Here is a 22,741-nt window from a genome sequence, read left to right as displayed (position 1 = left end):
GCGCGTCCGACCGGTTCTGGTCGTCTTCACGGTCCTGGGTGATTTCGCTGATGGTGCTCACAAACGTACCTGCCTTGCGGGGAGAGTGCGGGGCCGCCATGGCTCCCGGTGGGATTCGAATTCTGCGATCCGCGCTTCATCGCGCAGTGTGAGGCCGATGTCGTCGAGGCCCTCGAGGAGGCGCCACCGGGTATAGTCATCGATCTCGAACGGAACGGTGAGGCCGCCCACGCGGGCGGTCCTCGACACGAGGTCGACCGTCAGTTCGACTCCGGGACAGGCCTCGATGATGTCCCACAGGCGCTGGGCGTCGGCCTCGGAGATCTGGCCGGCGAGCAGACCCTGCTTGCCGGAGTTGCCGCGGAAGATGTCGCCGAAGCGGGGGCTGAGGACCACGTCGAAGCCGTAGTCGCGTAGCGCCCAGACGGCGTGCTCCCGCGAGGAGCCGGTGCCGAAGTCGGCGCCGGCCACGAGCACGCGGGCACCCTCGTAGGCCGGATTGTTGAGTACGAAGTCGGGGTCGGCGCGCCAGCGGGCGAAGAGGGCGTCTTCGAAGCCGGTCTTGGTGACGCGCTTGAGGTAGACGGCGGGAATGATCTGGTCGGTGTCGACGTTGGAGCGGCGCAGTGGAAGCGCGATGCCCGTGACGGTTGTGAACTTTTCCATTACTTACTCGTCTCCATCCTGGACCAGGTCCCACGGGCTCGACAGCGTACCGCGGATAGCGGTCGCCGCCGCGACCAGCGGGGAGACGAGGTGCGTGCGCCCGCCCTTGCCCTGACGGCCCTCGAAATTGCGGTTGCTCGTGGAAGCGCACCGCTCGCCGGGAGCGAGCTGGTCGGGGTTCATGCCGAGGCACATCGAACAGCCGGCGAAGCGCCATTCGGCGCCGAAGTCGGTGAAGATCTTATCGAGGCCCTCCGCCTCGGCCTCGATGCGCACCCGCGCAGAACCGGGCACCACCAGCATCCGCACGCCGGGGGCCAGGCTATGGCCCTGGATGATGTTGGCGGCGGCGCGCAGGTCCTCGACCCGGCTGTTGGTGCAGGAGCCGAGGAAGACGGTGTCTACCCGGATCTCCTTCATCGGGGTGCCAGCCGCCAGGTCCATGTACTCGAGGGCGCGTTCGGCGGCCGAGCGCTCGTTGGCGTCGATGATTCCGGACGGGTCCGGCACGGTATCGCTCAGGGACACGCCCTGCCCGGGGTTGGTGCCCCAGGTCACGAAGGGTTCGAGAGTGTCGGCGTCGAGCAGCACCTCGGCGTCGAACACAGCGCCGTCGTCGGTGGCGAGGGTGTCCCAGTAGCCGACCGCGTCGAGCCAATCCTGGCCTTCCGGGGCGTGTGCGCGACCCTGAAGGTAGTCGTAGGTGATCGCATCCGGGGCCACCATGCCCGCGCGGGCGCCGGCCTCGATCGACATGTTGCAGATGGTCATGCGACCCTCCATGGAGAGGGCGCGGATGGCGCTGCCGCGGTATTCGAGCACGTAGCCCTGGCCACCGCCGGTACCGATCTTCGCGATCACGGCGAGGATGATGTCCTTGGCCGTCACGCCGGGGCGGAGAGTGCCGTCGACGGTGATCGCCATGGTCTTGAAGGGTGTCAGGGGCAGAGTCTGGGTGGCCATCACGTGCTCTACCTCGCTTGTGCCGATGCCGAGCGCCATGGCCCCGAAGGCGCCGTGGGTGGAGGTATGGGAGTCGCCGCAGACGACGGTGATGCCCGGCTGGGTCAGGCCCAGCTGCGGTCCGACGACGTGCACGATGCCCTGCTCGATGTCGCCGAGCGAGTGCAGGCGAATGCCGAATTCCTCGCAGTTGCGCCGCAACGTCTCGATCTGGGTGCGGCTGGTGAGGTCGGCGATGGGCTGGTCGATCGCCAGGGTCGGCGTGTTGTGGTCTTCCGTGGCGATGGTGAGATCGGGGCGGCGCAGAGGGCGTCCGGCCAGGCGCAGCCCGTCGAAGGCCTGCGGGCTGGTGACCTCGTGCACGAGGTGCAGGTCGATGTAGATCAGGTCGGGCGTGCCGTCTTCGCCCTTGGCGACGAGGTGTTTGTCCCAAACCTTTTCGGCCAGAGTACGCGGACGTTCTTCCAGCAGTGGTGCGTCAGTCATGTGTGTGTGCGTCTTCCTCAACGATGGGTATGCAGCCAACCAGAAACTCCACGACGAGAGAGGCCTCAGAACTGGGACTCGTCGCGGCAGGGAAGAGAGAGTCGACGCAGCAGCACCCTGACAGGCTAACACTTTGCGTGTGCGAGCTTTGCCTGACGCCCCTCATTCGAGGGTGCTTTCCGCTGTGTCCACGACGCCACTCTATCTGTGGCGCGCTGCTTCGCCCGTGTCGGCGGTGTCGTCCTGCTCAGGGTTGCCCAGTTCCGACTCCACATAGACGACCGTCACGTTGTCGTGTCCGCCGCGGGCCAGAGCCGCGTCGACGAGCACGTCTGCGCGGGACCGGCTGGGCAAGCTATCACCGTCATAGGATGCCAGGATCTTCGCGATCTCGGCCGCGCCGAGTTCCTTGGTCAGTCCGTCGGAGCAGATCAGGAACGCGTGCCGCCCGGACGCCGGTAGCAGCCACACGTCGGCGTCCACGGACTCGTCGGCGCCGATCGCGCGGGTGATCACGTTGCGTTCCGGATGCTGCTCCGCCTCGTCACTGGAAATGAGACCCGCGTCGACCATCTCCTGCACAGCGGAATGGTCGACGCTCAGCTGCGCCAACGTGTGCCCGTCCCAGGTGTAGACCCGCGAGTCGCCGACGTTGAAGGCCATCCAGTGGAAGCCGACGTCGTCGCCGGCGTCGACGAACGCGATGCCCGACAGCGTCGTGCCGGACACCGCGGTGCCGTAGTCGTCGACGGCGCTGAGGTCGCGCACCGCATCGTTCGACGAGTGGATGGCGTCGAGCACGCGTTCCGGGGTCGAAGGTGCGTCGCAGGCGATGTGTTCCTCGAAGACCCGCACGACTGTCTGGCTGGCCACGTCGCCCTGGGCGTGACCACCCATGCCGTCGGCGACCAGGAAGACCGGGGCCTGGGCCAGAAAGCTGTCCTCGTTGACCTTGCGCTCGCGGCCGACGTCGCTCCGGGCACTGAACACGAACCGCGCACGGGTTGCGGGGAGCACCAGTTCGCTCTCACTCTGCGAGGCCACGTCAGCTCCTGTGTTCGAGTGCGTGCGAGGCACGTCGGCGAATGTCACTCCTCGACGAAGTGGGGGATCTCCTCGGCGAGGGTGTGACCGCGCCGGCGAGCATCCCGCCGAGCCTTGATCAGGCTGGCGATGGTGGCCACGGCCATGGAAACCACGATCACCCAGAGAGAAGTCCAGGTGTCGATCTCCGGAGCCCAGCCCACGCCCTCGCCGCCGTTGATGAAGAAGACCTCATTGTTGTGCAGGGCATGGAAGACAAGCTTGACGCCGATGAAGAACAGGATGAATGCGATCCCGTAATTGAGGTATTCGAGGCGTTCGAGCAGCCCGCCCAGCAGGAAGTACAGCTGACGCAGCCCCATCAGGGCGAACACGTTCGCGGTGAACACGATGAAGGGGCTCTGCGTGATGCCGAAGATCGCCGGGATGGAGTCGAGGGCGAAGACCAGGTCGGTGGTGCCGATCGCGAGGAGCACGATCAGCATGGGGGTTAAGACCTTCTTGCCGTCGACCAGGGTGCGCAACTTCGAACCGTCGAAGGTCGACGAGATGTTCATGTGCCGACGCAGGTAACGGATCAGCCCGTTGTCGGCCTCGTCCACGTCGGGCTCTTTTGCGACCGCCTGGTGCACGGCCGTGTAGAGGAGGAACGCGCCGAAAATGTAGAAGATCCAGCTGAAGTTCTCGATCAGCTGGGCTCCGAGCAGGATGAAGATGCCGCGCAGCACCAGCGCGATGATGATGCCCACGATCAGCACCTCCTGCTGGTACTTCCGGGGCACCGAGAACCTCGCCATGATGATGACGAAAACGAACAGGTTGTCGATGCTGAGGCTGTACTCCGTGAGCCAGCCGGCGAGGAACTGTCCCGCGTGCTCGGCGTCGCCCAGAACCAGCATCAGCAGGGCGAAGATCAGGGCCAGTCCCACGTAGAAGGCAACCCACAGGCTGGCCTCGCGCATCGAGGGCACGTGCGGCCGCTTGAAGACGATGAGGAGGTCGGCAACCAGGATGAGCGTCAGGACGACGAGCGACCCAATCTCAAACCAGAGCGGAAGAGCAATTTCCATGCGTGTTGAGCCTTTCACTGAAGGGGATGCTGGAGGCAGCAGGAAACCTGAGAGTCTCTCCCGTATCGATGGATCGATACCGCCGTGCCGGGCCCCTGCGACGCGGCCCGTGTTGACGTTCACGGCGAGGTGCCCGAAACGGGCACAGGGATATTCCCCTTCACTCCGTGGAGTCTACCGGGGTCTCGCTTAAATAAGACACCCGGTGCCCCTCGAAAAGAAGGAAACCGGGCTGTTGTGACCCCAGCGGGATTCGAACCCGCGTTACCGCCGTGAGAGGGCGATGTCCTAGGCCGCTAAACGATGGGGCCGTTTTGCAACTCACCTAATATGCCACACGCCGATAGCTAAAACCAAACTGAGCGGCTCAGGCGTGCACGAGCAGGGCTTTGGGTACCACGTCGACCTGCACCGGCATTGCCCCGACCCTCTCCCCGTCGGCGTAGGCGGCGACCCGGTCGGCGTCGATCCGGATGCTGCGACACCGGGTGATTTCCACCTGCGGCAGGGTTGCATGCGTGCCCGAGAATACCTTCGGGAAGACGCGGAGGAAACCCGCCCGCGACAGCGGGGCCACGATGAAGAGGTCCAGCAGGCCGTCGTCGATCACCGCACCCGGAACGATGCGCATGCCGCCGCCGATCGACACGTTGTTGGCGACGGAGATCAGCATGGCCCGCACCCGGCGTGGCCGGCCGTCGACGGTCAGCCGGTAGGAGATGGGCCGAAACGTCGTCAGCACCAGCAGCATGGCCAGGGTGTAGCGGCTCTTCCCGCGGGGCCGGCGCATCCGGTTGGCCCGTTCGTTGACCACGGCGTCGAGCCCGGCCGAAAGCACGCCCGCGAACCAGATCGTCGTGTCGCCGCACCGCACCCGGGCGGTGTCTATGGCCCGCGGCGGGCGGGTGAGGGCATCGAGCAGGTGACGGATGGCGGCATCCGTGTCGTCGACCGGGATCCCCAGCCCGCGCGCGAGGTCGTTGCCCGTGCCGCACGGCACAATGGCCAGGGGTCGACTCGTGCCAGCCAGGAGGTTGGTGCCAAGGCTGACCATCCCGTCGCCGCCGACGACCACGAGCGCGTCGACCCGCGACACCAGCGCGCCCTGGACGTCGCGGCGAAGCGCGTCGAAGCTGGGGGCGCTCAGACTGGTCACCTGGTGGCCGGCCGCGACCAGGGCCTGGGCAACCCGAGGGCCGACGTCCCTGCGGCGACCGAAAGCGGCGGCGGCGTTGATGGCGACGACGAGGTGAAGACATGGAGGCACCGCTCCATGTATGGTCTCAGCTTGCAGCGCTCTGGGATTGGGTATTAGCTCAATCCATGAAACTGACGAAACTCGAGCACGCGGCTTTGATTCTTGACAAGGCCGGCCAGAAGTTATTCATCGATCCCGGCTCGTTCACGAGCCCGCTCACCGACACCGCCCGGGCCGTCGCCGTCGTGCTCACCCACGAGCACCCCGACCACTGGACCCCGGAACAGCTGGACCGCATCATCGCCCTGAACCCCGACGTGGCGATCTTTGCCCCGGCCGGGGTCGCGGCCGCCGCCGCCGGCTATCCCGTGACCGTCGTCAGCGCGGGCGACACCGTGCAGGCCGGGCCGTTTCGGCTGCGCTTCTTCGGCGGCACGCACGCTATCATCCACAAAACGATCCCGGTGATCGACAACCTCGGCGTACTCGTCGACGAGGAGCTCTACTACGGCGGTGACTCGTTTGCGATTCCGGAAGGCGTGACAGTGCAGACCCTCGCCGTTCCGGCCGGCGCGCCCTGGCTCAAGATCAGCGAGGTGATGGACTACGTGCTGGCCCTTGAGCCGCGCCGCACCTTCCCCACCCACGAAATGGGACTCTCCCGGGGTGGCAAGGAACTGTCCAACGCCCGGATTCACTGGGCCACCGAGCAGAACGGCGGCGAGTTCTTCCCGCTCGAGCCGAACGAGTCCCTTGACCTGTGATGTTTGACGCTCCTTTCGGGGGGTAGCCCTGTAGGAATCCCACAAACGATATATAGTCAGCGCGGAATGCGTTAGCCCTGGCCCTGAACTTTTCCGGGCTTCGGTTCGTGGCCTCTCCCCACTGCTACGGTCGTGTCACTCCGGCGCGCCACCGTGCCGCACGGCCGTGAACCACCGGCCGTGACGTCGGAGTCTGACCGCGCACCGCACACCACACCATGTGAGTTCCGGCATGCCCGCATGCCTGCTCACGTCTTTCAAGGAGCCTCAATGACGAGATCTGACCGTGCACTATCCCGCCCAGGCACCATTGGCATTCGCTCCACTGTGGCCGGGCTCAGCCTCATGCTGGTCATGCTGCTGACGTTCTTCTTCCTGACCACCGGGCGGCTGGCCAGCGGCGCCGGAGAACTCTCCACCGGAGCCGTCACGGTGGAAACCGGCTCCCTGAAAGTCACCGGCGGCGCGGCACAACTCGCCGTGGGCGCCGAAACGCTGTCGGAGGGCGCGGCCGCCGCGGCCGCCGGTGCGACCGACCTCCAGGCTGGGGCGACCCGGGCCAACACGGGCGCCATCAGCCTGGCGACAGGTGCGGCGAACGCTTCGGCCGGCGCCGGCACCCTCCTCGACGGAGCACTCACGAGCGTCAGCGGCAGCACCAGGCTGGTGCTCGGCGCCGAATCGGCCGCACGGGGTGCGGAGACGCTGTCCGCCGGCGCCGCCACCGCCGCCAGCGGAGCGAGCGCTCTCGCCGCCGGTGCCGGAGCTGCTGCGACCGGTGCGGCGACTCTCGCCGCCGGCGTCGCCACGACAGGGACCGGCGCCATGAAGGTCTCCGCCGGCGCAACGCAGGTTGCCGCGGGTGCGGCAACCCTGGCCACCGGCGCCGGCCAGGCTGCCCTCGGCGCCAGGACGGCTCGCGACGGCTCGGTCCTGCTCGTCGTTGGAACGGCATCCGCCGCCCAGGGCACGAACCAGGCCCGGCGCGGCGCCGAGGCCCTCGCGCTGGGGGCGACCGAGCTCAGCGACGGAGCCCGCAGCGTCGCTGCGGGCGCCACGAGGCTGGATGCCGCCCTCGCCACCCTGGCCGACCAGGTCGAGGCGGACACGATCACCCCGGACGCCCTTCTGGCCACTCTCCAGGGGCTGAGCTCCGCCGCCTCCAGCCTGCACACGGGCACCACGGGGGTTGAGTCCGGGGCTGTTGCCCTTCGGGACGGTTCGGCCGTCCTCCGCGACGGATTGACGCCCCTGAGCGAGGGCACTGCGGTGCTCCAGACGAGATCCGCAGAACTGCGCGACGGGCTCACAACCCTCGCCGCCGGCGCGGCCCAGGTGTCCGGCGGAGCTGCCGCGGTGGCCGCGGGGACAGGTGCCGTCGCGACGGGGGCCTCGGAACTCCAGGTCGGTACGCAGGCCCTCACCGCCGGTTCCGAACGGGTTGCGGCCGGCACCAGCGCGGTTTCCACCGGTGCAAGCTCCCTCCAGGGCGGCACCAGCCGAGTAGCCGCCGGCGCCTCGTCGTTGTTCACGGGAGCGACGACCCTGGCAACTGGCGCTGTGAGTCTCGCCGACGGCGCAACCCGCATCTCGGTCGGCGCCGGGTCATTGACCGACGGCACGCAGACCCTCGCGGCGGGGGCGTCCACGCTGGTCGCCGGCACCACTGCGCTCGAAACCGGGTCCACTGCCCTGGCCGAAGGCACCGAGAAGGTGTCGGACGGATCCGGGACGCTCCTCGACGGTGCGAACACGCTCGCCGCCGGCACCGCCGAGCTGAGCGCCGGCTATGCCAAGGTGGCCGCGGGTTCAGGCAAGCTGGCCGATGGCGCCGAGACGCTGAGCTTCAATCGCGCGGCTCCCGGGATCATGGTCCTGATCGGATTGGTCCTGGCAGGGGCAACCGTCTGGCTGATCCGCCGCCTGAGAATGGGGCGCTGACCGAGAACCGATAGGCCGCGGGGCCTGGATCCACTGATCCGGGCCCCGCTTTGTCCGGCCCAAAACCAAAGAAGGGGATGCACCGCCCCTGCACAGGGCGCACCCAGCTGACGGGGCATCGGTGCAGCTACTGTAATTTTGATGGCTCTGCACAAGTGCGACCCGATGACGTCTCCCCCGAAGGATGCTGCCCCTATGACTGTTCCCGTTCTCTCGGCCCAGAACATCGGCAAGTCCTATGGGAGCGGGGCGAACCGTTTCGACGCGCTCAAGGGAGTCTCCGTCGACATCCGCGCCGGTGAATCCGTCGCCATCGTCGGCAAGAGCGGGTCCGGCAAGTCCACGCTCATGCACCTGTTGGCGCTGCTGGACGACCCGGACAGCGGCGCGCTGCTGGTCGAGGGAACGGATGCGAAGAAGCTCAAGGGCAAGGAGGTGAACCGGCTTCGTAACCAGGACTTCGGGTTCGTCTTCCAGCAGTTCTTCCTCACCGCCAATGCGAGTGTGCTCGAGAATGTCGTGCTCCCCCTGAAGATAGCCGGGGTCAGCCCGCAGGCGCGCAGGGCGCGCGGAATGAAGGCCTTGGAGCAGTTGGAGCTGGCCGACAAGGCGAAGAACAAGGCCATGAACCTCTCCGGCGGGCAGAAGCAGCGCGCCGTCATCGCCCGGGCCCTGGTCAACAACCCGAAGGTGATCTTCGCGGACGAACCGACCGGCAACCTCGACACGGCCACCGGAGCCGTCGTCGAGGACATCCTCTTCTCCCTCAATAAGGACAAGGGCATCACGCTCATCATCGTCACCCACGACATCGATCTCGCTGCCCGCTGCGACCGCCAGATCTTCATCCGGGACGGGATCGAGGACGTCACCAGATCTCCTGAAGCCATCTCGAAGCCCGAGGGAGCGCGCGCATGAAATTCGTCGACATCATCACAACCGCGATCGCGAACAGTTTTCGCAGCAAGCTCCGCACCGGCCTGACCGTCATCGCCATCTTCATCGGCGCGTTCACGCTCACCATCACCAGCGGCATCGGCACCGGGGTGACGAGCTACATCAACAGCCAGGTCTCGGCGATCGGTGCGGCGGATGTTCTCACGGTCTCCAAGACCGACGACGCCGCGGCGACGGAGAGCGACGGACCGGCCGCGTATGACCCGGAGAAGGCCACCACGATCAGCCTGGGCAACGGCTCGCGCCCTGGCAGCACCATCCAGGCGCTCACCGACGCCGATCTCGACACGATCAAGGCCACCAGCGGCATCCTCGGCGTCGACCCGGCGGTGCAGGTGACGCCCGACTTCATCGAGTACGACGGCAGCGGAAAGTTCGAGCTGACCGTGAACGCGGCCGCCACCCTCACCACGGCCGACCTGGCGGCCGGGGCTCAACTGGACAACGAGAGCGCCACCGACCAGCTTCTGCTGCCGACCACCTACCTCGACGCGCTGGGCTTCAGTACCCCGGAGTCGGCCATCGGCCAGACCGTCTCCATCGGCATCACTGATTTCGCGGGCACCCCGCAGCAGGTTCCGGCCACCATCGTCGGCGTGCAGAACGAGACCATCCTTGGCGCTGGGGCCGGCCTCAACCAGCCGCTGACCGACCGGCTGCACGACGTCGAACTCGCCGGCACCCCCGCCGGGGCACCACAGAGCTACGCCAGCGCGACCGCCCGGTTCGACCTGGACGCCTCCGACGAGGAGATCGTCGCGATCAAGGCCGACCTCGCCGACCAGGGCTACGCCTCGCAGACCGTCGCGGACCAGATCGGCTCGTTCGAAACCGTGATCAACGTCATCATCGGCGTGCTCAACGCCTTCGCCGTGATCGCGCTGATCGCCGCCGGCTTCGGCATCATCAACACGCTGCTGATGAGCGTGCAGGAACGCACCCGGGAGATCGGGCTGATGAAGGCTATGGGCATGAACGGCGGCCGTGTCTACGCCCTGTTCAGCACCGAGGCCGTCTTCATCGGCTTCCTGGGCAGCGCCCTGGGCGCGCTCGTTGCGGTGGGCGTCGGTTCGGTGATCAGCAACATCCTTGCTACGACCGTGTTCGAGAACCTGCCCGGACTTCAGGTCGTGCAGTTCGCGCCGAGTTCGATCGCCATCATCATCGGCGTCGTCATGTTGATCGCCTTCCTGGCCGGTACCCTGCCCGCCCGGGCCGCGGCGCGGCAGAACCCGATCGACGCCCTGCGGTATGAGTAGCACGGGCCAGAGCGGTGCGGGCCCGAACGGCCCCGGTCCGGCCGGCCCCGCCGCCGACCTGGGGCTGCGCGCCCGCAAGCGCGCGGCCACCCAGTCGGCGCTGGAGCGGGCCGCCATCTCGCTGGCCCTCGAGCACGGCTACGACCGGGTGACGGTCGACATGATCTGCGAGGCGGCCGTGGTCTCGCCGCGCACCTTCTTCAACTACTTCGGCACGAAGGACGGCGCGTTCCTCGGCGGTGCGCCGCCTCAGCCGACGGATGCCGAGCACCAGGCGTTCCTGCACGGCACCGGCCGGGACGTGCTGGGCGACCTCGTCGAAATGATCGCTGCCGCCGTGGCCGACCACTCCCCCGACACGGAACTCCTCCGTAACCGTAGGATGCTGATCGAGCGCACCCCGGAACTCCTCACCGGGGAGACGTCCCGCATCGCGGAGCTGGAGGAGCATCTGGTGCAGCTGGTCCTCGACCGCTTCCACGCCCAGGGGCGCACCGAGACGGGCACCCCCGATCTGGCCGACGAGGCCAGAATGGTCGTCGCCCTCGCGGGCAGTGTCATGCGCTACTCGATGCGGAAGTGGTTCTCCGGCGGCTTCACCGGCAGCCCCGGCGAGTTACTGCACCACTCCCTCGCCCTGGTGCAGCGCCTGACGGAGACGGCTGTTCCGGCGCCCCGCTAACGGGCGCCGCAGCGTCGCAAACGGGCATCCATCGTGACGTAATCCCGGAGATTTTCGGGAAACCCCGGTTTTCGCGCCCGGCTGAGCGGCGTGTTGCGAAAATCTCCGAAGTTAGCGCGGGGTGGCGCACCGGGTCTCGACGAGCTCGAGCGCCGAACGGGAGCCTCCGGACGTCGGGTCGCCGCTTCTCGACGAGCCCGACCACCGGTTGCTCGACCGGCGGCAGGCCAGGAGCGCTCGCGGCGCTACGCGGTGACGAGCTCGCGCCAGTCGGCCAGCGGCAGGCCGTGGGCTTCGGACACGGAACGGTTCGTGACCGCTCCGGCGGCGACGTTCAGGCCGAGGGCCAAGGCGTCATCGCGCTCGAGCGCCGCCTTCACGCCGAGGTTGGCCAGTGAGAGGGCGTACCGCAGGGTGACGTTGGTCAGCGCGTAGGTCGACGTGTTCGGCACGGCGCCGGGCATGTTGGCGACGCAGTAAAAGATCGAGTTGTGAACGCGGTAGGTCGGGTTTTCGTGCGTGGTCGCGTGGGTGTCCTCGAAGCAGCCGCCCTGGTCCACGGCAATGTCGACCAGCACGGAGCCGGACTTCATGCGCGCCACGAGGGCGTTGGTGACCAGCTTCGGGGCCTTGGCGCCCGGGATCAGCACGGAGCCGATGACCAGGTCGGCATCCGTCACGGCATTCTCGATCTCGTAGGAGTTGGACGCGACAGTTTTCAGCCGACCCTGGTACTGCGCGTCGAGCTGGCGCAGCCGGTCGATGTTGATGTCGAGGATCGTGACGTCGGCGCCGAGGCCCATTGCCATGGCGGCCGCGTTGGTGCCGGCGACGCCGGCGCCCAGCACGACGACCTTCGCGGGGCGCACCCCGGGCACGCCGCCGAGCAGCACGCCCTTGCCGCCGGCCGGGGCCATCAGGGACTGCGCGCCGACCTGCACGGCCAGTCGGCCGGCCACCTCGCTCATCGGGGCCAGCAGCGGCAGCGCGCGGTTGGCGGTCTGCACCGTCTCGTAGGCGATGGCGGTGACGCCGGCTTCGGTCAGGGCGCGGGTGAGGTCAGGCTCGGCGGCCAGGTGCAGGTAGGTGAAGAGGATCAGACCCTCGCGGAAGCGGTGGTACTCGGAAGCGACCGGTTCCTTAACCTTCATCACCATGTCGGCGCGGGCCCAGATCTCGTCGGCGGAGTCGACCAGCTCGGCGCCGGCCACGTGGTACTCGTCGTCGGTGATGTGCGATCCGAGGCCGGCACCCTTTTCGACCAACACGGTGTGGCCGGCGGCCAGGAACTCGTGCACGCCCGAGGCTGTGATGGCTACGCGGAATTCGTTGTTCTTGATTTCCTTGGGTACACCGATGATCATGGCCGACTCCGTTGCTCAGTACTGCTTCGTTGAACTTGTGACAGGTGGCTGCGGCGCCACTTTCGACGGTGAACCGCAGCGGGGTCAAGACTAAATCCACCAATTCGGCCCGAGCCGCACGCCGCCGTCGGCCCTGCGCTCCAGCGGCGGAGACCGATGCCGACAACGGCTCCACCGCAGCATAAATAAGCCTCGTGTTCAGGGGTTTTCCTGGTGATCACGGTCGGCTTCGCTCCGGACCGCACCGGTCACCGAAACGGGGAACCGCTTTGTCACTCGACAGTTGTCGCGCGTCAACCCGGCAAGCGTCGCCTGATGTCCGTTTCCGGCCTGCTCCGGCCCCCTAGCATTGAGCCAATGAGAACCGCGGAAATCGAAGACCTGGTCGAACACCTCGCGGCCGGCCTGGACCGCGCCCTCTCGCTCGAGGACCTCGACGGAGGCCTGCTGGCGTACAGCAGGGACCAGCCGCTCGCCGACAGCGTGCGTGTCAATTTCCTGTTGAGCAAGAAGGTGCCCGCCGACGTCAGCGCTTGGCAGTTGCAGCACGGAATCAGCACAGCGGTCCGTCCCGTCGCCGTTCCCGCCAACGCCGCGCTGGGCATGCTCGGCCGCGTCTGTGTGCCGCTGATGGTGCGGGGGTTCCGGGTCGGCTACCTGTGGGCGATGCAGGGGTCGCACGACGAATCCCCGGAGGCGATCCTCCGTGAGCTGCCCGCTGTGCGCGGCCAGCTGGACCGGCTGGCCGAGACCCTGCTCGACACCAACACCGCCGAATCCGAGCACCGCCGGCAACGTGAGGCCCTATTCCTCGCGGCCTGCCACGCGGAGACATCCGCCATCGAGGAGATCGCGGGCTGGCCGCAGATTCATGGGACCGGACCGTGGCATCTCGCCACCCTGATGCCCCGCCCCGTCGAGCAGGCCGACGGCGGCGAGGCCACGCCCGATTTCGCCGCCGGCGTTCTGCTCCAGCGGATCTCGGCGCTGCACGCCACGGTCGGCATCGACGCGGCCCGGTTCAGCGCCGGCACCGAGACCCACGCGGTTGTGCTGCTGCGCGATTCACCGGGCAAGGTGGCACACACCGAGATGCTTCACCGCTATCGGTCCGAACTCGCCCGGCGTGGCGGCACCCCCGAGCGTCCCGACCTGATGGGCTTCAGCGAGGTGTTCACCGATCTCAGACGGTTCCCGGATGCCTACATCCAGTCCCGCAAAGCGGTGCAGGCCGCCGCCGTCGACGCCCGGTTGGGCACCATCGCCGATTTCCGCCAGATCGGCGTCTACCAGTTCCTCGCGGCCAGCAGCCGCAACCTTTCCCCCGTGGAATCGGTCTACTTCGCCGAGCTGCGGGACTTCGACGACAACCACGAGTTGCTTCCGATGCTGGAACTGCTCTACGACACCGACGGGTCGGTTCAGGATGTCGCGGCGGCCCTGCACCTGCACCGCAGCAGCATCTACAACCGGCTGGCGAAGATCCGCACCCTGATCGGCGCTGACCCGCTGGGCGGCCAGGTGCGGCTGGAACTGCACCTCGCGATGAAGGCAGACCGCTGGTCGCGGCGGCCGCGGATCTAGCGCCGGACGAGCGTGGCCTTCTCTGCTTGAACGTCGGCCTTCCACTCCACGATCCGGGCCTGCTGCAGCGGCGCCTTGCGGTTGACGTACCACGCGGCGCCGAGGGCCAGAAACCAGACCGGGGCCACGACCAGCGCGAGGCGCGTGTCGTCAGCCTGGCCCAGGGCCCAGAGCATGAAGGCGAAGAACGCCAGCACGACCCAGGGCATGAACCGAGCGCCCGGCATCCTGTATTTCGAGGCGGCGTGCAGGTCGGGACGGCGGCGCAGGAAGGCGAGGTAGCTGACCATGATGATGGACCAGACGAACATCGTCAGCACAGATGCCACCGAGGTGACAAGCGTGAAAGCGCCCATGAAGGAATCACCCGTGTACAGCAGCACCAGCCCGGCCAGCAGGAATATGCAGGAGAACAGCAGGGCGTTCCTCGGCACCTTGCGGCTGCTCAGCGTGCCGAAGGTCTTCGGGGCATTGCCGTCCTGCGCGAGGCCGTAGACCATCCGGGAGGTCGAGTAGATGCCGGAGTTGGCACTCGAGGCGGCGGAGGTGAGCACGACCAGGTTGACGACGATGGCCGCGACCCCCAGCCCGGCGAGGGCGAACATGCCGATGAAAGGGCTGCTGCCTTGGTCGATGGTGCGCCACGGGTTGACCGACATGATGATCACCAGGGCACCCACGTAGAAGAGCAGCAGCCGCAGCGGAATGGTGTTGATGGCCCGGGGCAAGTTCTTCTCCGGGTCCCTCGTCTCCGCGGCCGCGGTGCCGACAAGCTCGATTCCGGCGAAGGCGAAGATGGCGATCTGGAAGCCGAGCACGAAGCCGGCGACGCCGTGCGGGAACATCCCGCCGTCGTTCCAGATGTTCTCGAAGCCGGCCACGGCACCCGACGGGGAGGTGAAGTGCGTAATGATCATTACCAGGCCGGTTCCGATCAGGGCCACGATGGCGACGACCTTGATCAGCGCAAACCAGAACTCGGCTTCACCGAACGCCTTGACGCTCGGCAGGTTGAGCAGGATCAGCGCAACCGGAGTGAGCAGCGCGGGGATCCACAGCGGCGTGCCCGGTGCCAGCACGTCGACGTAGCCGGAGATGGCCACGATGTCGGCGACGCCGGTGATCACCCAGAACGCCCAATACGACCAGCCGGTGAAGAAGCTCGCCCACGGGCCGAGCAGGTCACCGGCAAAGTCGCTGAACGACTTGTAGTCCAGGTTGGACAGCAGGATCTCGCCCATGGCCCGCATCACGAAGAAAAGCATGAAGCCGATGATCATGTAGACGAAGATCACGGCCGGCCCGGCGAGGGAGATGGTCTTGCCGGCGCCCATGAACAGCCCGGTTCCGATCGTGCCGCCGATGGCGAGCATCTGGATGTGCCGCCGACTCAACGAGCGAGCAAGGCTCGGATCCGCGTGCGAGTCTCGGGCTGCGGCCCCGGTACGTGAGGTTCCGGGTACCGCGGTGGTGCGTTCAGGCATGGGGCTTCTTCCTCAAAACGGCGCAGACACAGCCACCTAGAGGACGACCGTGTCAACCCGTTGGGGCCTCACGGTTGTGAAGCGGCCCGACTCGGGTTCTGAAGTAGCAACGCTACGTCCTCGGGCGGGCGTCCCCCGAACCCGGGTGGCAGCCGAGGCGCACCCCAGCCCGCACCCCGCGGCCGCGGGCCAGACCTGATCGACAGATGTCGAGCATCCGCGGGCCAAACGTCGTCGGCTGTTCGGGCGTGGTGGTCCCAACCGGACGAAGGGTCAGGACAAGATGTCTTTGGTGGAGAACCGGCCGTAGGCCAGGGCACCGAACACGGCGATGTAGCCCAGTTGCAGGAGCACGTTGTCGCCGAACGAGCCCAGGTCCATGGGCTGCCGCAACAGGTCGGCGAAGCCCAGCCAGTAGTGGCTGAAGAGCCACGGATCCAGCCACGACAGTTGCGGGAGCACGTCGAGGATCTGCACGACGACCGACACCACGACCGTGGCGGCCATCGCCCCCACGGGAACATCGGTGAGGGTGGAGATGAACAACCCGATCGCCGCAAAGCCGAGCAGCGAGACTGTCACGTAGAGCGAGATCAGCCCGGAGCGCAGCAGCGATTCCGGCACGCTGATCACATCGCCCGAAAGCAGTGTCACCGGCCCGACCGGGAACAGTGCGGCCCCGATCAGGGTCCCGGCCACCGCAAGGGTCAACGTCGCGGCCAGGCAGAACACGGCGACGCCGGCGTACTTGACGAGTAGCAGGCGCAAACGCCCGGCCGGGGCCACGAGCAGGTAGCGCAGGGTGCCCTGCCCGGCCTCCCCCGCGATGGTGTCGCCGGCGACGACGCCGATGGTGAGCGGAAGGAACAACGGGATGGCCACGATCATGGCGGTGAACGCCACGAACAGGCCGTTCTGGGTGACCCGGTCCAGGAAGGGCGGGCCCTCTCCCGGTGCCAAGGTCTCCGACGAAAGCCGCACGGCGACGGCGAGCAGGATGGGGATGAGAGCGATGGCGACCAGCATCGCCCAGGTGCGGCGGCGGCGGAACAGCACCGTTAACTCGGAGCCGAGCAGGGCCGGTCCGGCTGATCGGCGCCGGCTCGGAACGCCGTTGCCCGACACCTTCGAGCTCGCCACGCTATTGGAGGACATCGAAACCTTCTCCGGTCAGGGCCACGAAACGTTCTTCCAGGCTGGATTCCTCGATCAGAAAACCGCGCACGCGCACGCCACCGGCGACGAGAGCCGTGACGATGGACTCCGGCTGCCCGGTCAGGTCGACCGACATTTCTCGGGGCAGCGGAGCCGCGATCCAGGGGTCCTGCTCGGGCACGTCGCTGTGCACGGGTGCCAGACCGAGGCCGGTCAGCACGGCTGCGGCCGCGGCGGCATCCGGTGTGCGCACGCGGACCCGCGTCTGGCCCACGTGGCGCAGGTCGGCCAGCGTGCCCTGGGCCACGAGGTTGCCGCCGCTCATCACCGCGGCGTGAGTGCACATCTGCTCCACCTCGGCGAGCAAATGGCTCGAGACGAAGACCGTGGTGCCCTCGGCCGCGAGCGACCGCACCAGGCTGCGCACCTCGCGGGTGCCCTGCGGGTCGAGCCCGTTTGTGGGTTCGTCGAGCACGAGCAGTTCCCGCGGCTGCAGAAGCGCGTTGGCGATGCCGAGGCGCTGCTTCATGCCCAGCGAGTAGGCAGCTACCTTCTTGCCGGCGGCGTGGGTCAGGCCCACGCGCGCCAGTGCCTGCTCGACCCGGGCGCCTCGCGTGCCAGACGGCGCGTTGCGGTCGGCGGTGTCGAGCCGGCGCAGGTTGGCGGCTCCGGAGAGGAATGGGTAGAACGCCGGTCCCTCCACGAGGGCGCCCACGCGCGGTAGCACCGCGTGCAGACTGTCGGGCATGCTCTGCCCCAGCACGCTGATCTGCCCACTGCTGGCCTGGGTTAGGCCGAGCAGCATGCGGATGCTGGTGGTCTTACCGGAGCCGTTCGGCCCGAGGAATCCGAAGACCGCTCCGCGCGGGACAGCCAGGTCGATCTCGTTCACTGCGATCTGCTCGCCGAAGCGCTTGGTGAGACCCCGGCTCTCGATCGCGAGATCGGGAGCCGGGGTTGCGGCTGTCACTGTGTCGTGATCACTGGGCGGCGGCCTGGAGCATCTCCACCGGAACGGATCCGGCGAAGACACGGCCGTCATCGGCCAGGAACACGTTGACCAGGGCTGTCGAGAATAGTCGCCCTCCGTCGACCGCGGTCGCCAGTTCCGACATGAGCGGGTTGGCGTTGAGTTCGGACGGAACGGATGCCGCGGGCACCTCGACGATGGCGTCCCAGCCGCTTCCCGTCACGAGGGGAAGCTTCTCAGCCGGAATCTCAGGCTTGGCCTGGTCGGCGGGCATCTCGGTCATCTCGGGCATGACCGGAAGGGCGACCTCTTCGACGGTGGTGCCGGCTGGCGGGCTGAAGTCGAACAAATCGGCGGACGGGGTGCTGAAGTCGACGGCGGTGAAGCCGACCTGAAAAGCCGGGTCTTCCTGGCTGTCGGCGCGCACGGTGACTTGCAGCGGCACCCCCGTCTCAGAGTCGACCGAGATCGACACCGATTCGACCAGGGTCCGTGTGGTCTTGGGGGTGAGCACCAGCTCGTAGGCTGTGCGACCGGCCACGGTGCCGTCGGTGCCGACCGAGACGGTGGTGCTCGGGTCGATCTCGCTCAGAAAGCGCTCGGCAACCTGCGAGGGCGTCGACAGGCCGGCCGGGGCAGAGTCAACTATTTCGGCGAACTTCGCCCCCGCGATGGCCCGGGCGTCGGCGGGGATATTCAGGTGGCTGGCGGTGTTGGTCTCGGAGTCGTAGGTCCAGACATCCGTGCCGTTGCTCACCACGTTGCGTTCGGCCATGCGGTCCTGGATCTGCACGCGGGCTTTCGCGGGGCCGTCGGAGTCGCTGCCGTCCACGTAAATGCGGGCCGTGTGCGAGCCGCTGAAAAGTTCCATCACGGAGGCGAGCGCTCCGGTGGCCGCCGCCCCCGGTTCGGTCGTACCTTCCGGTGCGGACTCGGCCATCGAGTCGCTCATGGACTCGGACATGCCAGCGCTCAGGTCGATGTCGGGTAGTCCCAGCTCGGCTGTTTTCTCGACGGTGCCGGAGAAGGCGCTGATCGTGCTGTCACTGACCATGAGTAGCACTTGCTCGGGCGTTTTGTCGGGCAAATCGACGGTTGCACCGGCCTGCAGAGGTACAGCAATCACACCGGCGACGATGACAACCGGAACGACGATGGCGGGAAGCCACTTGGCTGAATTGCGTGACATGATCAACGACCTGTTCCGAAGCGGTTCATACCCTGATGCTACGCCGGGGCTCTGACAGTCGGCTCGGAATCCCGCTGGGAGGTTGCTCACAAATAGAGACGCCGAGCCGTGAGCGGGTGAGCCCGCGCACGTCTAACCGAAGAGTTCGCCGAGCCAGTTCTCCTTTTTCTTGGGACGGTACCCGTCACGGTTGTCGTAGCCACGGTCTCGGTCGTCATAACTCCGGTCGCGCTCGCCGTACTGCGCGCGGTTGCGGGTGTCCGGATACGGCTGAACCGGTGTCCCGGCGACCGGCGGGACCGGCGCCGCCTGGGCGGCTTCCTTTTCCACGCGGTCGAGGATCTTGTCGAGTTCGCCGCGGTCCAGCCACACGCCGCGGCATTCGGGGCAGTAGTCGATTTCCACGCCACTGCGTTCGCTCATCACGAGGGTGGTTGAGTCATTAGGGCACTTCATAAGATTCCTCCAGGACGTCGTGGACTTTCGATCCTAGACGCCCGACCGGACTGATCCTGAGAGTCGTCGGATGACAGAAATCGTCCCTATGGATGTTCACGCGCGCTTGCGGTGGTGTGAGAGGAGTGCGCACCAATTGCTTTCGGCGGTGACGGTTTCACGGATGGACGACTCCGTCCTGAACGAATTCGACGGAGATTTTGGCTCTCCTGCTTCATCCGTGGGTGTTGCGGAGCGCCTTAACGGCCGCACGCCGCTTCCTGTCTAGGTTTCTGACTGTCTAGGAACAGAAACTCAAGGGGCAGGAAAACGGCGTGCGGTCTCTAACTTTATGGCGGACTTTGCTGGGTGTCGATGAGACGGTCGTTGAGGACAACGCGGTCGACTCAATCGAACCATTTCCCGGAGGACTTCGGGCGTTGCTCTCCGAACCAGGCCTGTCCGTCGACGCCAGTGCGCAGCGGCACGGGCTCAGGGCAGACAACTCTTTGCTGTTTTGAACTTTCCTAGTCTTCTGCGGCCCGTGATGTCGCCCAATCCAATGAGTGCCGAACCTGGGTGGCGGTGAGTCGTGTGGTGCCACCGCAGTTGGTGCACTCGTTGGCGTACGACTTGGCAAGGGGAAACAATGGCACTAAGAACAGCGTAAGCTTCGTCGACTTTTTCACCACCCGCTGCTGGGCCAGAATCCCACAATATCCGCACACAAACGAGACAACGTTTATCACGGCACGATGCGCACGCGTGCCGAAGAGAAGGAACACGATCTACTTCCCCGATTGCGCGGCGGGATCGGGCCCGGAGTCGGACTTCTTGTGTCGAGGCCGGTCGTACTCATCGGCGTCTAAACGATTCGGGATGGTCACTTTTTCGGGTTCCCTGCGCTCATACGGGACTACGCCGGCAGATGATTGATGACGTTTGACATTGTGGTCCTTCCAGGTGCATATGGAACGGCACGACTCTCTTCACCGCGGCCGCGGCAGTGCCGTCAATAATATGTTGGCCCGTCCCATCCGAGCGACATGCCGCAGACACCTCATTGGGTGATCTGCTGGCCGAGGTCACCCGTGACCCGGCTGTTCCTGTGCGCTCCAGCGTGCTGGGACTGGGACTAGGTCATCTCAATCATGGCCGCGGTCCCGGGGGTGGTCACGCGTCGGTGAGCGCTCTCGGGCCCCTCCCGGCACCGCCCTCGGCCAGGAAAGCGAGTCGGCGCAAAGTCTCCACGTTTCGCATACTGATGGCCGGGTCGCTAAGGAAGGAGGGCACGAACCGGCCGGGGCCGGCGGTGGCGTCCTCGGTGATGCGCACGACGCATCCGCCACCTCGTGCCTTCACATCGAGGGCCACGTGGGACTCCCCGATCGGCCAGCCACTGGCCGTGAACAGCGCGTGCCTAGGTGATTCCCACTCCAAAGCAGAGGTGGAGTCGTCGATCAGAGCCGGCCAGACGCCCACCGAGTGATGGATGGAGCTTCCGGCTGTCGGCCAGGCCGCGTCGACAGCCCGCATGCGGGAGGCTCCGACGACTCAGCTCGGGTACAGCCAGACGTCAGCGAGGACGGCGAAGACGTTCTCGGGCGGACAGCTCATGGTGCGGTAGTTCACGGCCACTGTGTCACCTATTTCTGGTTAGTCGGGGAAAGATCGGGGGCTGTGCGCACCCCGAGGTCGTGTCGAAGAGCGCTCAGGGCCGCGTACCAGCCGGCCAGGCCGTGCACGCCGGGGCCCGGCGGTGTGGACGACGAGCACAGGTACACGCCGCTCAGGGGGGTGCGCCAAGGGTCAGTGGACAGTACCGGGCGGCGCACGAGTTGGGTCAGACTCACCTCGCCGGCCGAGATGTCACCGCCGACGTAGTTGGGATTGAGCTGTTCCATCTCCGTCGCGGTGCGACCGGCGCTGGCCAGGATCGTGTCACGGAAACCCGGGGCATAGCGCTCGATCTGGCGCACGATCGCTTCGGTCTGGTCGATGGTTGAGCCGCGCGGAACATGGGTGTACGCCCAAAGAGTGTGCTGACCGGCCGGTGCGCGACTGGGGTCGGTGCCGCTGGGCTGGGACACGAGAACATACGGCTCCTCGGCGTGTCCGCCGCGCGCAACGGTGTTCTCGGCTCGCCGGATCTGAGCCCGAGTGCCGCCCACGTGCACGGTGCCAGCCGCCCGCACCCCGGCAGCCTGCCAGGGCACCGGACCCGAAAGCGCGAAGTCGACCTTGGCGACGCCGTTTCCGTACCGGAAGGCGCGCAACCGTCGCGCGTAGGCGCCGGGAAGCTCGCCCTCGGCGAGTCGCAGGAGCGCACGCGGCGTCAGGTCAAGCATTACCACGCGGGCCGGCGGCAGTTCGCTCAGCCGCCGCACCTCGGTCGACGTGACGATCTCACCGCCGTGAGCGAGCAGATCGTCGACCAGCGCGGTCACGATCGCGCCGCTGCCGCCGACCGGTATCGGCCAGCCGCCCGCGTGCGCATACGTGGCGAGGGTGAGGCCCGCACCGGCTGTGACGATGCTCGGCATCGACCTGATCGTATGGGCGCTGACGCCGGAGAACAGGGCAGGCGCGGCTTCGCCCGAGAAGCGCAGGCCCCAGAGCGGGCTGCCCTGTTCGAGGGAGCGTAAGCCGAAGCGCAGTGCGGTGACCGGATGCTTCGGCAGTCGCAGGAGCTGCGCACCGGTGAACTGAGCGACCTGCTCGGCATGCGCCACGAGGGGCGCAAACAACCGATTCCAGGCCGCGCCGTCCCTGCCCAGTTCGGCGACGGTGCGCGTCAAGCTGCGGTAGGCGAGGCCGGCGGTGCCGCCCGGCAGCGGGTGGCCGTAAGAAACCTCGGGAACTGCCAGTTCGATCCGATCCGCGAGCCCGAATCGTTGAAAGAACTCCGAAGCCAGCGCGAGTGGGTGCACGGCGGAGCAGACATCGTGGTGGAAGCCCGGCAAGGTCAGTTCCGCGGTCGCGGCGCCGCCACCGACGCCGGCGGACTTCTCGTAGACGCGCACAGAGAGTCCGGCCCGGGCGAGGGTGACCGCGGCGGCGAGGCCGTTGGGCCCGGAGCCGACCACGATCGCATCAACTTCCGGCACTCCTCGGCGCGCAGTCACCATGTCACTCTCCACTCGTCATGGGAAGAGTCTTCCCTAGTGCCCTGACGTCGTTCACAGACACCATGCCGACGACAGCGATTGAGTGTCCCCGGTGCGAACAGTGTGACTGGAAATACGCAAATCTCAGGTTTTCATGAAAACTCACGGTAGTGCTGAGGTGCCTGGACTCGAACCCAAACAACTGATAGTAATCTCGGCCGTGCGGCCCACCCGCAATAGGGGCAAAATGCCGCGGATTTCCGCGGTTTTGATATGGCTAGTGCACGCGCTGGCACGGACGAATACGGGCCTACTCTGGTCACGCCAAGGGGTTTTCGGTGCGTTTCCGGTCACATCCTCGCGCGTGCCGTACACAGAGTGAAAGGCCTCTCATAGACCGAAGGCGGCACTGGATGCGCCGCC

At 66.9% G+C, this 22,741-nt stretch carries 19 protein-coding genes and 1 tRNA gene; 6 read left to right on the top strand and 14 right to left on the bottom strand.

Annotated elements, in window-relative coordinates:
• Positions 1-57: 57 nt before the first annotated feature.
• From leuD to CXY81_RS13490, 6 genes are all read right to left on the bottom strand, one after another.
• Positions 58-666 carry a 3-isopropylmalate dehydratase small subunit gene (gene leuD / locus CXY81_RS13515; RefSeq protein WP_104103024.1) on the bottom strand — a complete coding sequence of 203 codons (609 nt, stop codon included), beginning with the start codon at positions 664-666 and terminating at the stop codon, positions 58-60.
• Between the two features lie 3 nt (positions 667-669).
• Positions 670-2,115, bottom strand: coding sequence for a 3-isopropylmalate dehydratase large subunit (gene leuC, locus CXY81_RS13510; protein WP_104171670.1), 1,446 nt, complete (start codon positions 2,113-2,115; stop codon positions 670-672).
• A 201-nt stretch (positions 2,116-2,316) separates the two neighbouring features.
• Positions 2,317-3,159, bottom strand: a complete 843-nt coding sequence (locus CXY81_RS13505) for a PP2C family serine/threonine-protein phosphatase (protein ID WP_233194172.1) — start codon at positions 3,157-3,159, stop codon at positions 2,317-2,319.
• A 44-nt stretch (positions 3,160-3,203) separates the two neighbouring features.
• A complete protein-coding gene (locus CXY81_RS13500; protein WP_104195151.1) occupies positions 3,204-4,229 on the bottom strand; it encodes a TerC family protein in 1,026 nt (341 codons plus the stop codon).
• Positions 4,230-4,467: 238 nt separating this feature from the next.
• A tRNA-Glu gene (locus CXY81_RS13495) sits at positions 4,468-4,540 on the bottom strand.
• A 56-nt stretch (positions 4,541-4,596) separates the two neighbouring features.
• Positions 4,597-5,496 carry a diacylglycerol kinase family protein gene (locus CXY81_RS13490; protein WP_104195150.1) on the bottom strand — a complete coding sequence of 300 codons (900 nt, stop codon included), beginning with the start codon at positions 5,494-5,496 and terminating at the stop codon, positions 4,597-4,599.
• 56 nt (positions 5,497-5,552) lie between these two features.
• Between CXY81_RS13490 and CXY81_RS13485 the strand changes: the two genes are divergently transcribed.
• From CXY81_RS13485 to CXY81_RS13465, 5 genes are all read left to right on the top strand, one after another.
• Positions 5,553-6,191, top strand: coding sequence for an MBL fold metallo-hydrolase (locus CXY81_RS13485; protein WP_104195149.1), 639 nt, complete (start codon positions 5,553-5,555; stop codon positions 6,189-6,191).
• A 270-nt stretch (positions 6,192-6,461) separates the two neighbouring features.
• On the top strand, positions 6,462-8,132 hold the full coding sequence (locus CXY81_RS13480; RefSeq protein ID WP_146067702.1) for a hypothetical protein: 1,671 nt from the start codon (positions 6,462-6,464) through the stop codon (positions 8,130-8,132).
• Between the two features lie 195 nt (positions 8,133-8,327).
• A complete protein-coding gene (locus tag CXY81_RS13475) occupies positions 8,328-9,050 on the top strand; it encodes an ABC transporter ATP-binding protein (RefSeq protein ID WP_104171666.1) in 723 nt (240 codons plus the stop codon).
• A complete protein-coding gene (locus tag CXY81_RS13470; RefSeq protein ID WP_104195147.1) occupies positions 9,047-10,348 on the top strand; it encodes an ABC transporter permease in 1,302 nt (433 codons plus the stop codon). Before CXY81_RS13475 ends, CXY81_RS13470 begins: the two co-directional genes overlap by 4 nt.
• Positions 10,341-11,030 carry a TetR/AcrR family transcriptional regulator gene (locus tag CXY81_RS13465; RefSeq protein WP_104195146.1) on the top strand — a complete coding sequence of 230 codons (690 nt, stop codon included), beginning with the start codon at positions 10,341-10,343 and terminating at the stop codon, positions 11,028-11,030. The genes CXY81_RS13470 and CXY81_RS13465 overlap by 8 nt, the downstream gene beginning before the upstream one ends.
• A 245-nt stretch (positions 11,031-11,275) precedes the next feature.
• Here the strand turns inward: CXY81_RS13465 and ald are convergent, their stop codons facing one another.
• Positions 11,276-12,394 (bottom strand): alanine dehydrogenase, encoded by a 1,119-nt coding sequence (gene ald / locus CXY81_RS13460; protein ID WP_104171663.1) that lies wholly within the window; start codon positions 12,392-12,394, stop codon positions 11,276-11,278.
• Positions 12,395-12,751: 357 nt separating this feature from the next.
• On the opposite strand from ald, the gene CXY81_RS13455 reads away from it, so the two are divergent.
• Positions 12,752-13,978 (top strand): CdaR family transcriptional regulator, encoded by a 1,227-nt coding sequence (locus CXY81_RS13455; protein ID WP_104171662.1) that lies wholly within the window; start codon positions 12,752-12,754, stop codon positions 13,976-13,978.
• On the opposite strand, the gene CXY81_RS13450 is transcribed toward CXY81_RS13455, so the two are convergent.
• The 7 genes from CXY81_RS13450 to CXY81_RS13415 all read right to left on the bottom strand — a co-directional run bounded on the left by CXY81_RS13450 (position 13,975) and on the right by CXY81_RS13415 (position 22,339).
• A complete protein-coding gene (locus CXY81_RS13450) occupies positions 13,975-15,462 on the bottom strand; it encodes an amino acid permease (RefSeq protein WP_104195145.1) in 1,488 nt (495 codons plus the stop codon). The two genes, CXY81_RS13455 and CXY81_RS13450, sit on opposite strands and share 4 nt — an antisense overlap.
• 273 nt (positions 15,463-15,735) lie before the next feature.
• Positions 15,736-16,617, bottom strand: coding sequence for an ABC transporter permease (locus CXY81_RS13445; RefSeq protein WP_104171660.1), 882 nt, complete (start codon positions 16,615-16,617; stop codon positions 15,736-15,738).
• Positions 16,604-17,587: an ABC transporter ATP-binding protein gene (locus tag CXY81_RS13440; protein WP_233194171.1), complete on the bottom strand. Its 984-nt coding sequence runs from the start codon at positions 17,585-17,587 to the stop codon at positions 16,604-16,606. Before CXY81_RS13440 ends, CXY81_RS13445 begins: the two co-directional genes overlap by 14 nt.
• Before the next feature lie 10 nt (positions 17,588-17,597).
• Entirely contained in the window at positions 17,598-18,776 is a 1,179-nt protein-coding gene (locus CXY81_RS13435; protein ID WP_104195143.1) for a DUF2092 domain-containing protein, read from the bottom strand.
• Positions 18,777-18,908: 132 nt separating this feature from the next.
• Positions 18,909-19,232, bottom strand: coding sequence for a zf-TFIIB domain-containing protein (locus CXY81_RS13430; RefSeq protein WP_104195142.1), 324 nt, complete (start codon positions 19,230-19,232; stop codon positions 18,909-18,911).
• Between the two features lie 1,152 nt (positions 19,233-20,384).
• Entirely contained in the window at positions 20,385-20,747 is a 363-nt protein-coding gene (locus CXY81_RS13420; protein WP_233194170.1) for an SRPBCC family protein, read from the bottom strand.
• Positions 20,748-20,857: 110 nt separating this feature from the next.
• Positions 20,858-22,339 carry an NAD(P)/FAD-dependent oxidoreductase gene (locus CXY81_RS13415; protein WP_104171655.1) on the bottom strand — a complete coding sequence of 494 codons (1,482 nt, stop codon included), beginning with the start codon at positions 22,337-22,339 and terminating at the stop codon, positions 20,858-20,860.
• Positions 22,340-22,741 lie beyond the last annotated feature (402 nt).

Origin of the sequence: Cryobacterium sp. M25 (assembly GCF_002929635.1) — a bacterium.
Classification (GTDB): domain Bacteria; phylum Actinomycetota; class Actinomycetes; order Actinomycetales; family Microbacteriaceae; genus Cryobacterium; species Cryobacterium sandaracinum.
The sequence above is the reverse complement of the archived record's forward strand: the minus strand, read 5'-3'. Positions and strand labels throughout refer to the sequence as shown.

What these genes read in the sequence shown, in the direction of transcription:
- CXY81_RS13450 (WP_104195145.1), bottom strand. Translation starts at nt 15,462, where the DNA reads ATGCCTGAACGCACCACCGCGGTACCCGGAACCTCACGTACCGGGGCC.
- CXY81_RS13455 (WP_104171662.1), top strand. Translation starts at nt 12,752, where the DNA reads ATGAGAACCGCGGAAATCGAAGACCTGGTCGAACACCTCGCGGCCGGC.
- CXY81_RS13480 (WP_146067702.1), top strand. Translation starts at nt 6,462, where the DNA reads ATGACGAGATCTGACCGTGCACTATCCCGCCCAGGCACCATTGGCATT.
- leuD (WP_104103024.1), bottom strand. Translation starts at nt 666, where the DNA reads ATGGAAAAGTTCACAACCGTCACGGGCATCGCGCTTCCACTGCGCCGC.
- CXY81_RS13470 (WP_104195147.1), top strand. Translation starts at nt 9,047, where the DNA reads ATGAAATTCGTCGACATCATCACAACCGCGATCGCGAACAGTTTTCGC.
- leuC (WP_104171670.1), bottom strand. Translation starts at nt 2,115, where the DNA reads ATGACTGACGCACCACTGCTGGAAGAACGTCCGCGTACTCTGGCCGAA.
- CXY81_RS13465 (WP_104195146.1), top strand. Translation starts at nt 10,341, where the DNA reads ATGAGTAGCACGGGCCAGAGCGGTGCGGGCCCGAACGGCCCCGGTCCG.
- CXY81_RS13500 (WP_104195151.1), bottom strand. Translation starts at nt 4,229, where the DNA reads ATGGAAATTGCTCTTCCGCTCTGGTTTGAGATTGGGTCGCTCGTCGTC.
- CXY81_RS13475 (WP_104171666.1), top strand. Translation starts at nt 8,328, where the DNA reads ATGACTGTTCCCGTTCTCTCGGCCCAGAACATCGGCAAGTCCTATGGG.
- CXY81_RS13415 (WP_104171655.1), bottom strand. Translation starts at nt 22,339, where the DNA reads ATGGTGACTGCGCGCCGAGGAGTGCCGGAAGTTGATGCGATCGTGGTC.
- CXY81_RS13430 (WP_104195142.1), bottom strand. Translation starts at nt 19,232, where the DNA reads ATGAAGTGCCCTAATGACTCAACCACCCTCGTGATGAGCGAACGCAGT.
- ald (WP_104171663.1), bottom strand. Translation starts at nt 12,394, where the DNA reads ATGATCATCGGTGTACCCAAGGAAATCAAGAACAACGAATTCCGCGTA.
- CXY81_RS13420 (WP_233194170.1), bottom strand. Translation starts at nt 20,747, where the DNA reads ATGCGGGCTGTCGACGCGGCCTGGCCGACAGCCGGAAGCTCCATCCAT.
- CXY81_RS13435 (WP_104195143.1), bottom strand. Translation starts at nt 18,776, where the DNA reads ATGTCACGCAATTCAGCCAAGTGGCTTCCCGCCATCGTCGTTCCGGTT.
- CXY81_RS13485 (WP_104195149.1), top strand. Translation starts at nt 5,553, where the DNA reads ATGAAACTGACGAAACTCGAGCACGCGGCTTTGATTCTTGACAAGGCC.
- CXY81_RS13445 (WP_104171660.1), bottom strand. Translation starts at nt 16,617, where the DNA reads ATGTCCTCCAATAGCGTGGCGAGCTCGAAGGTGTCGGGCAACGGCGTT.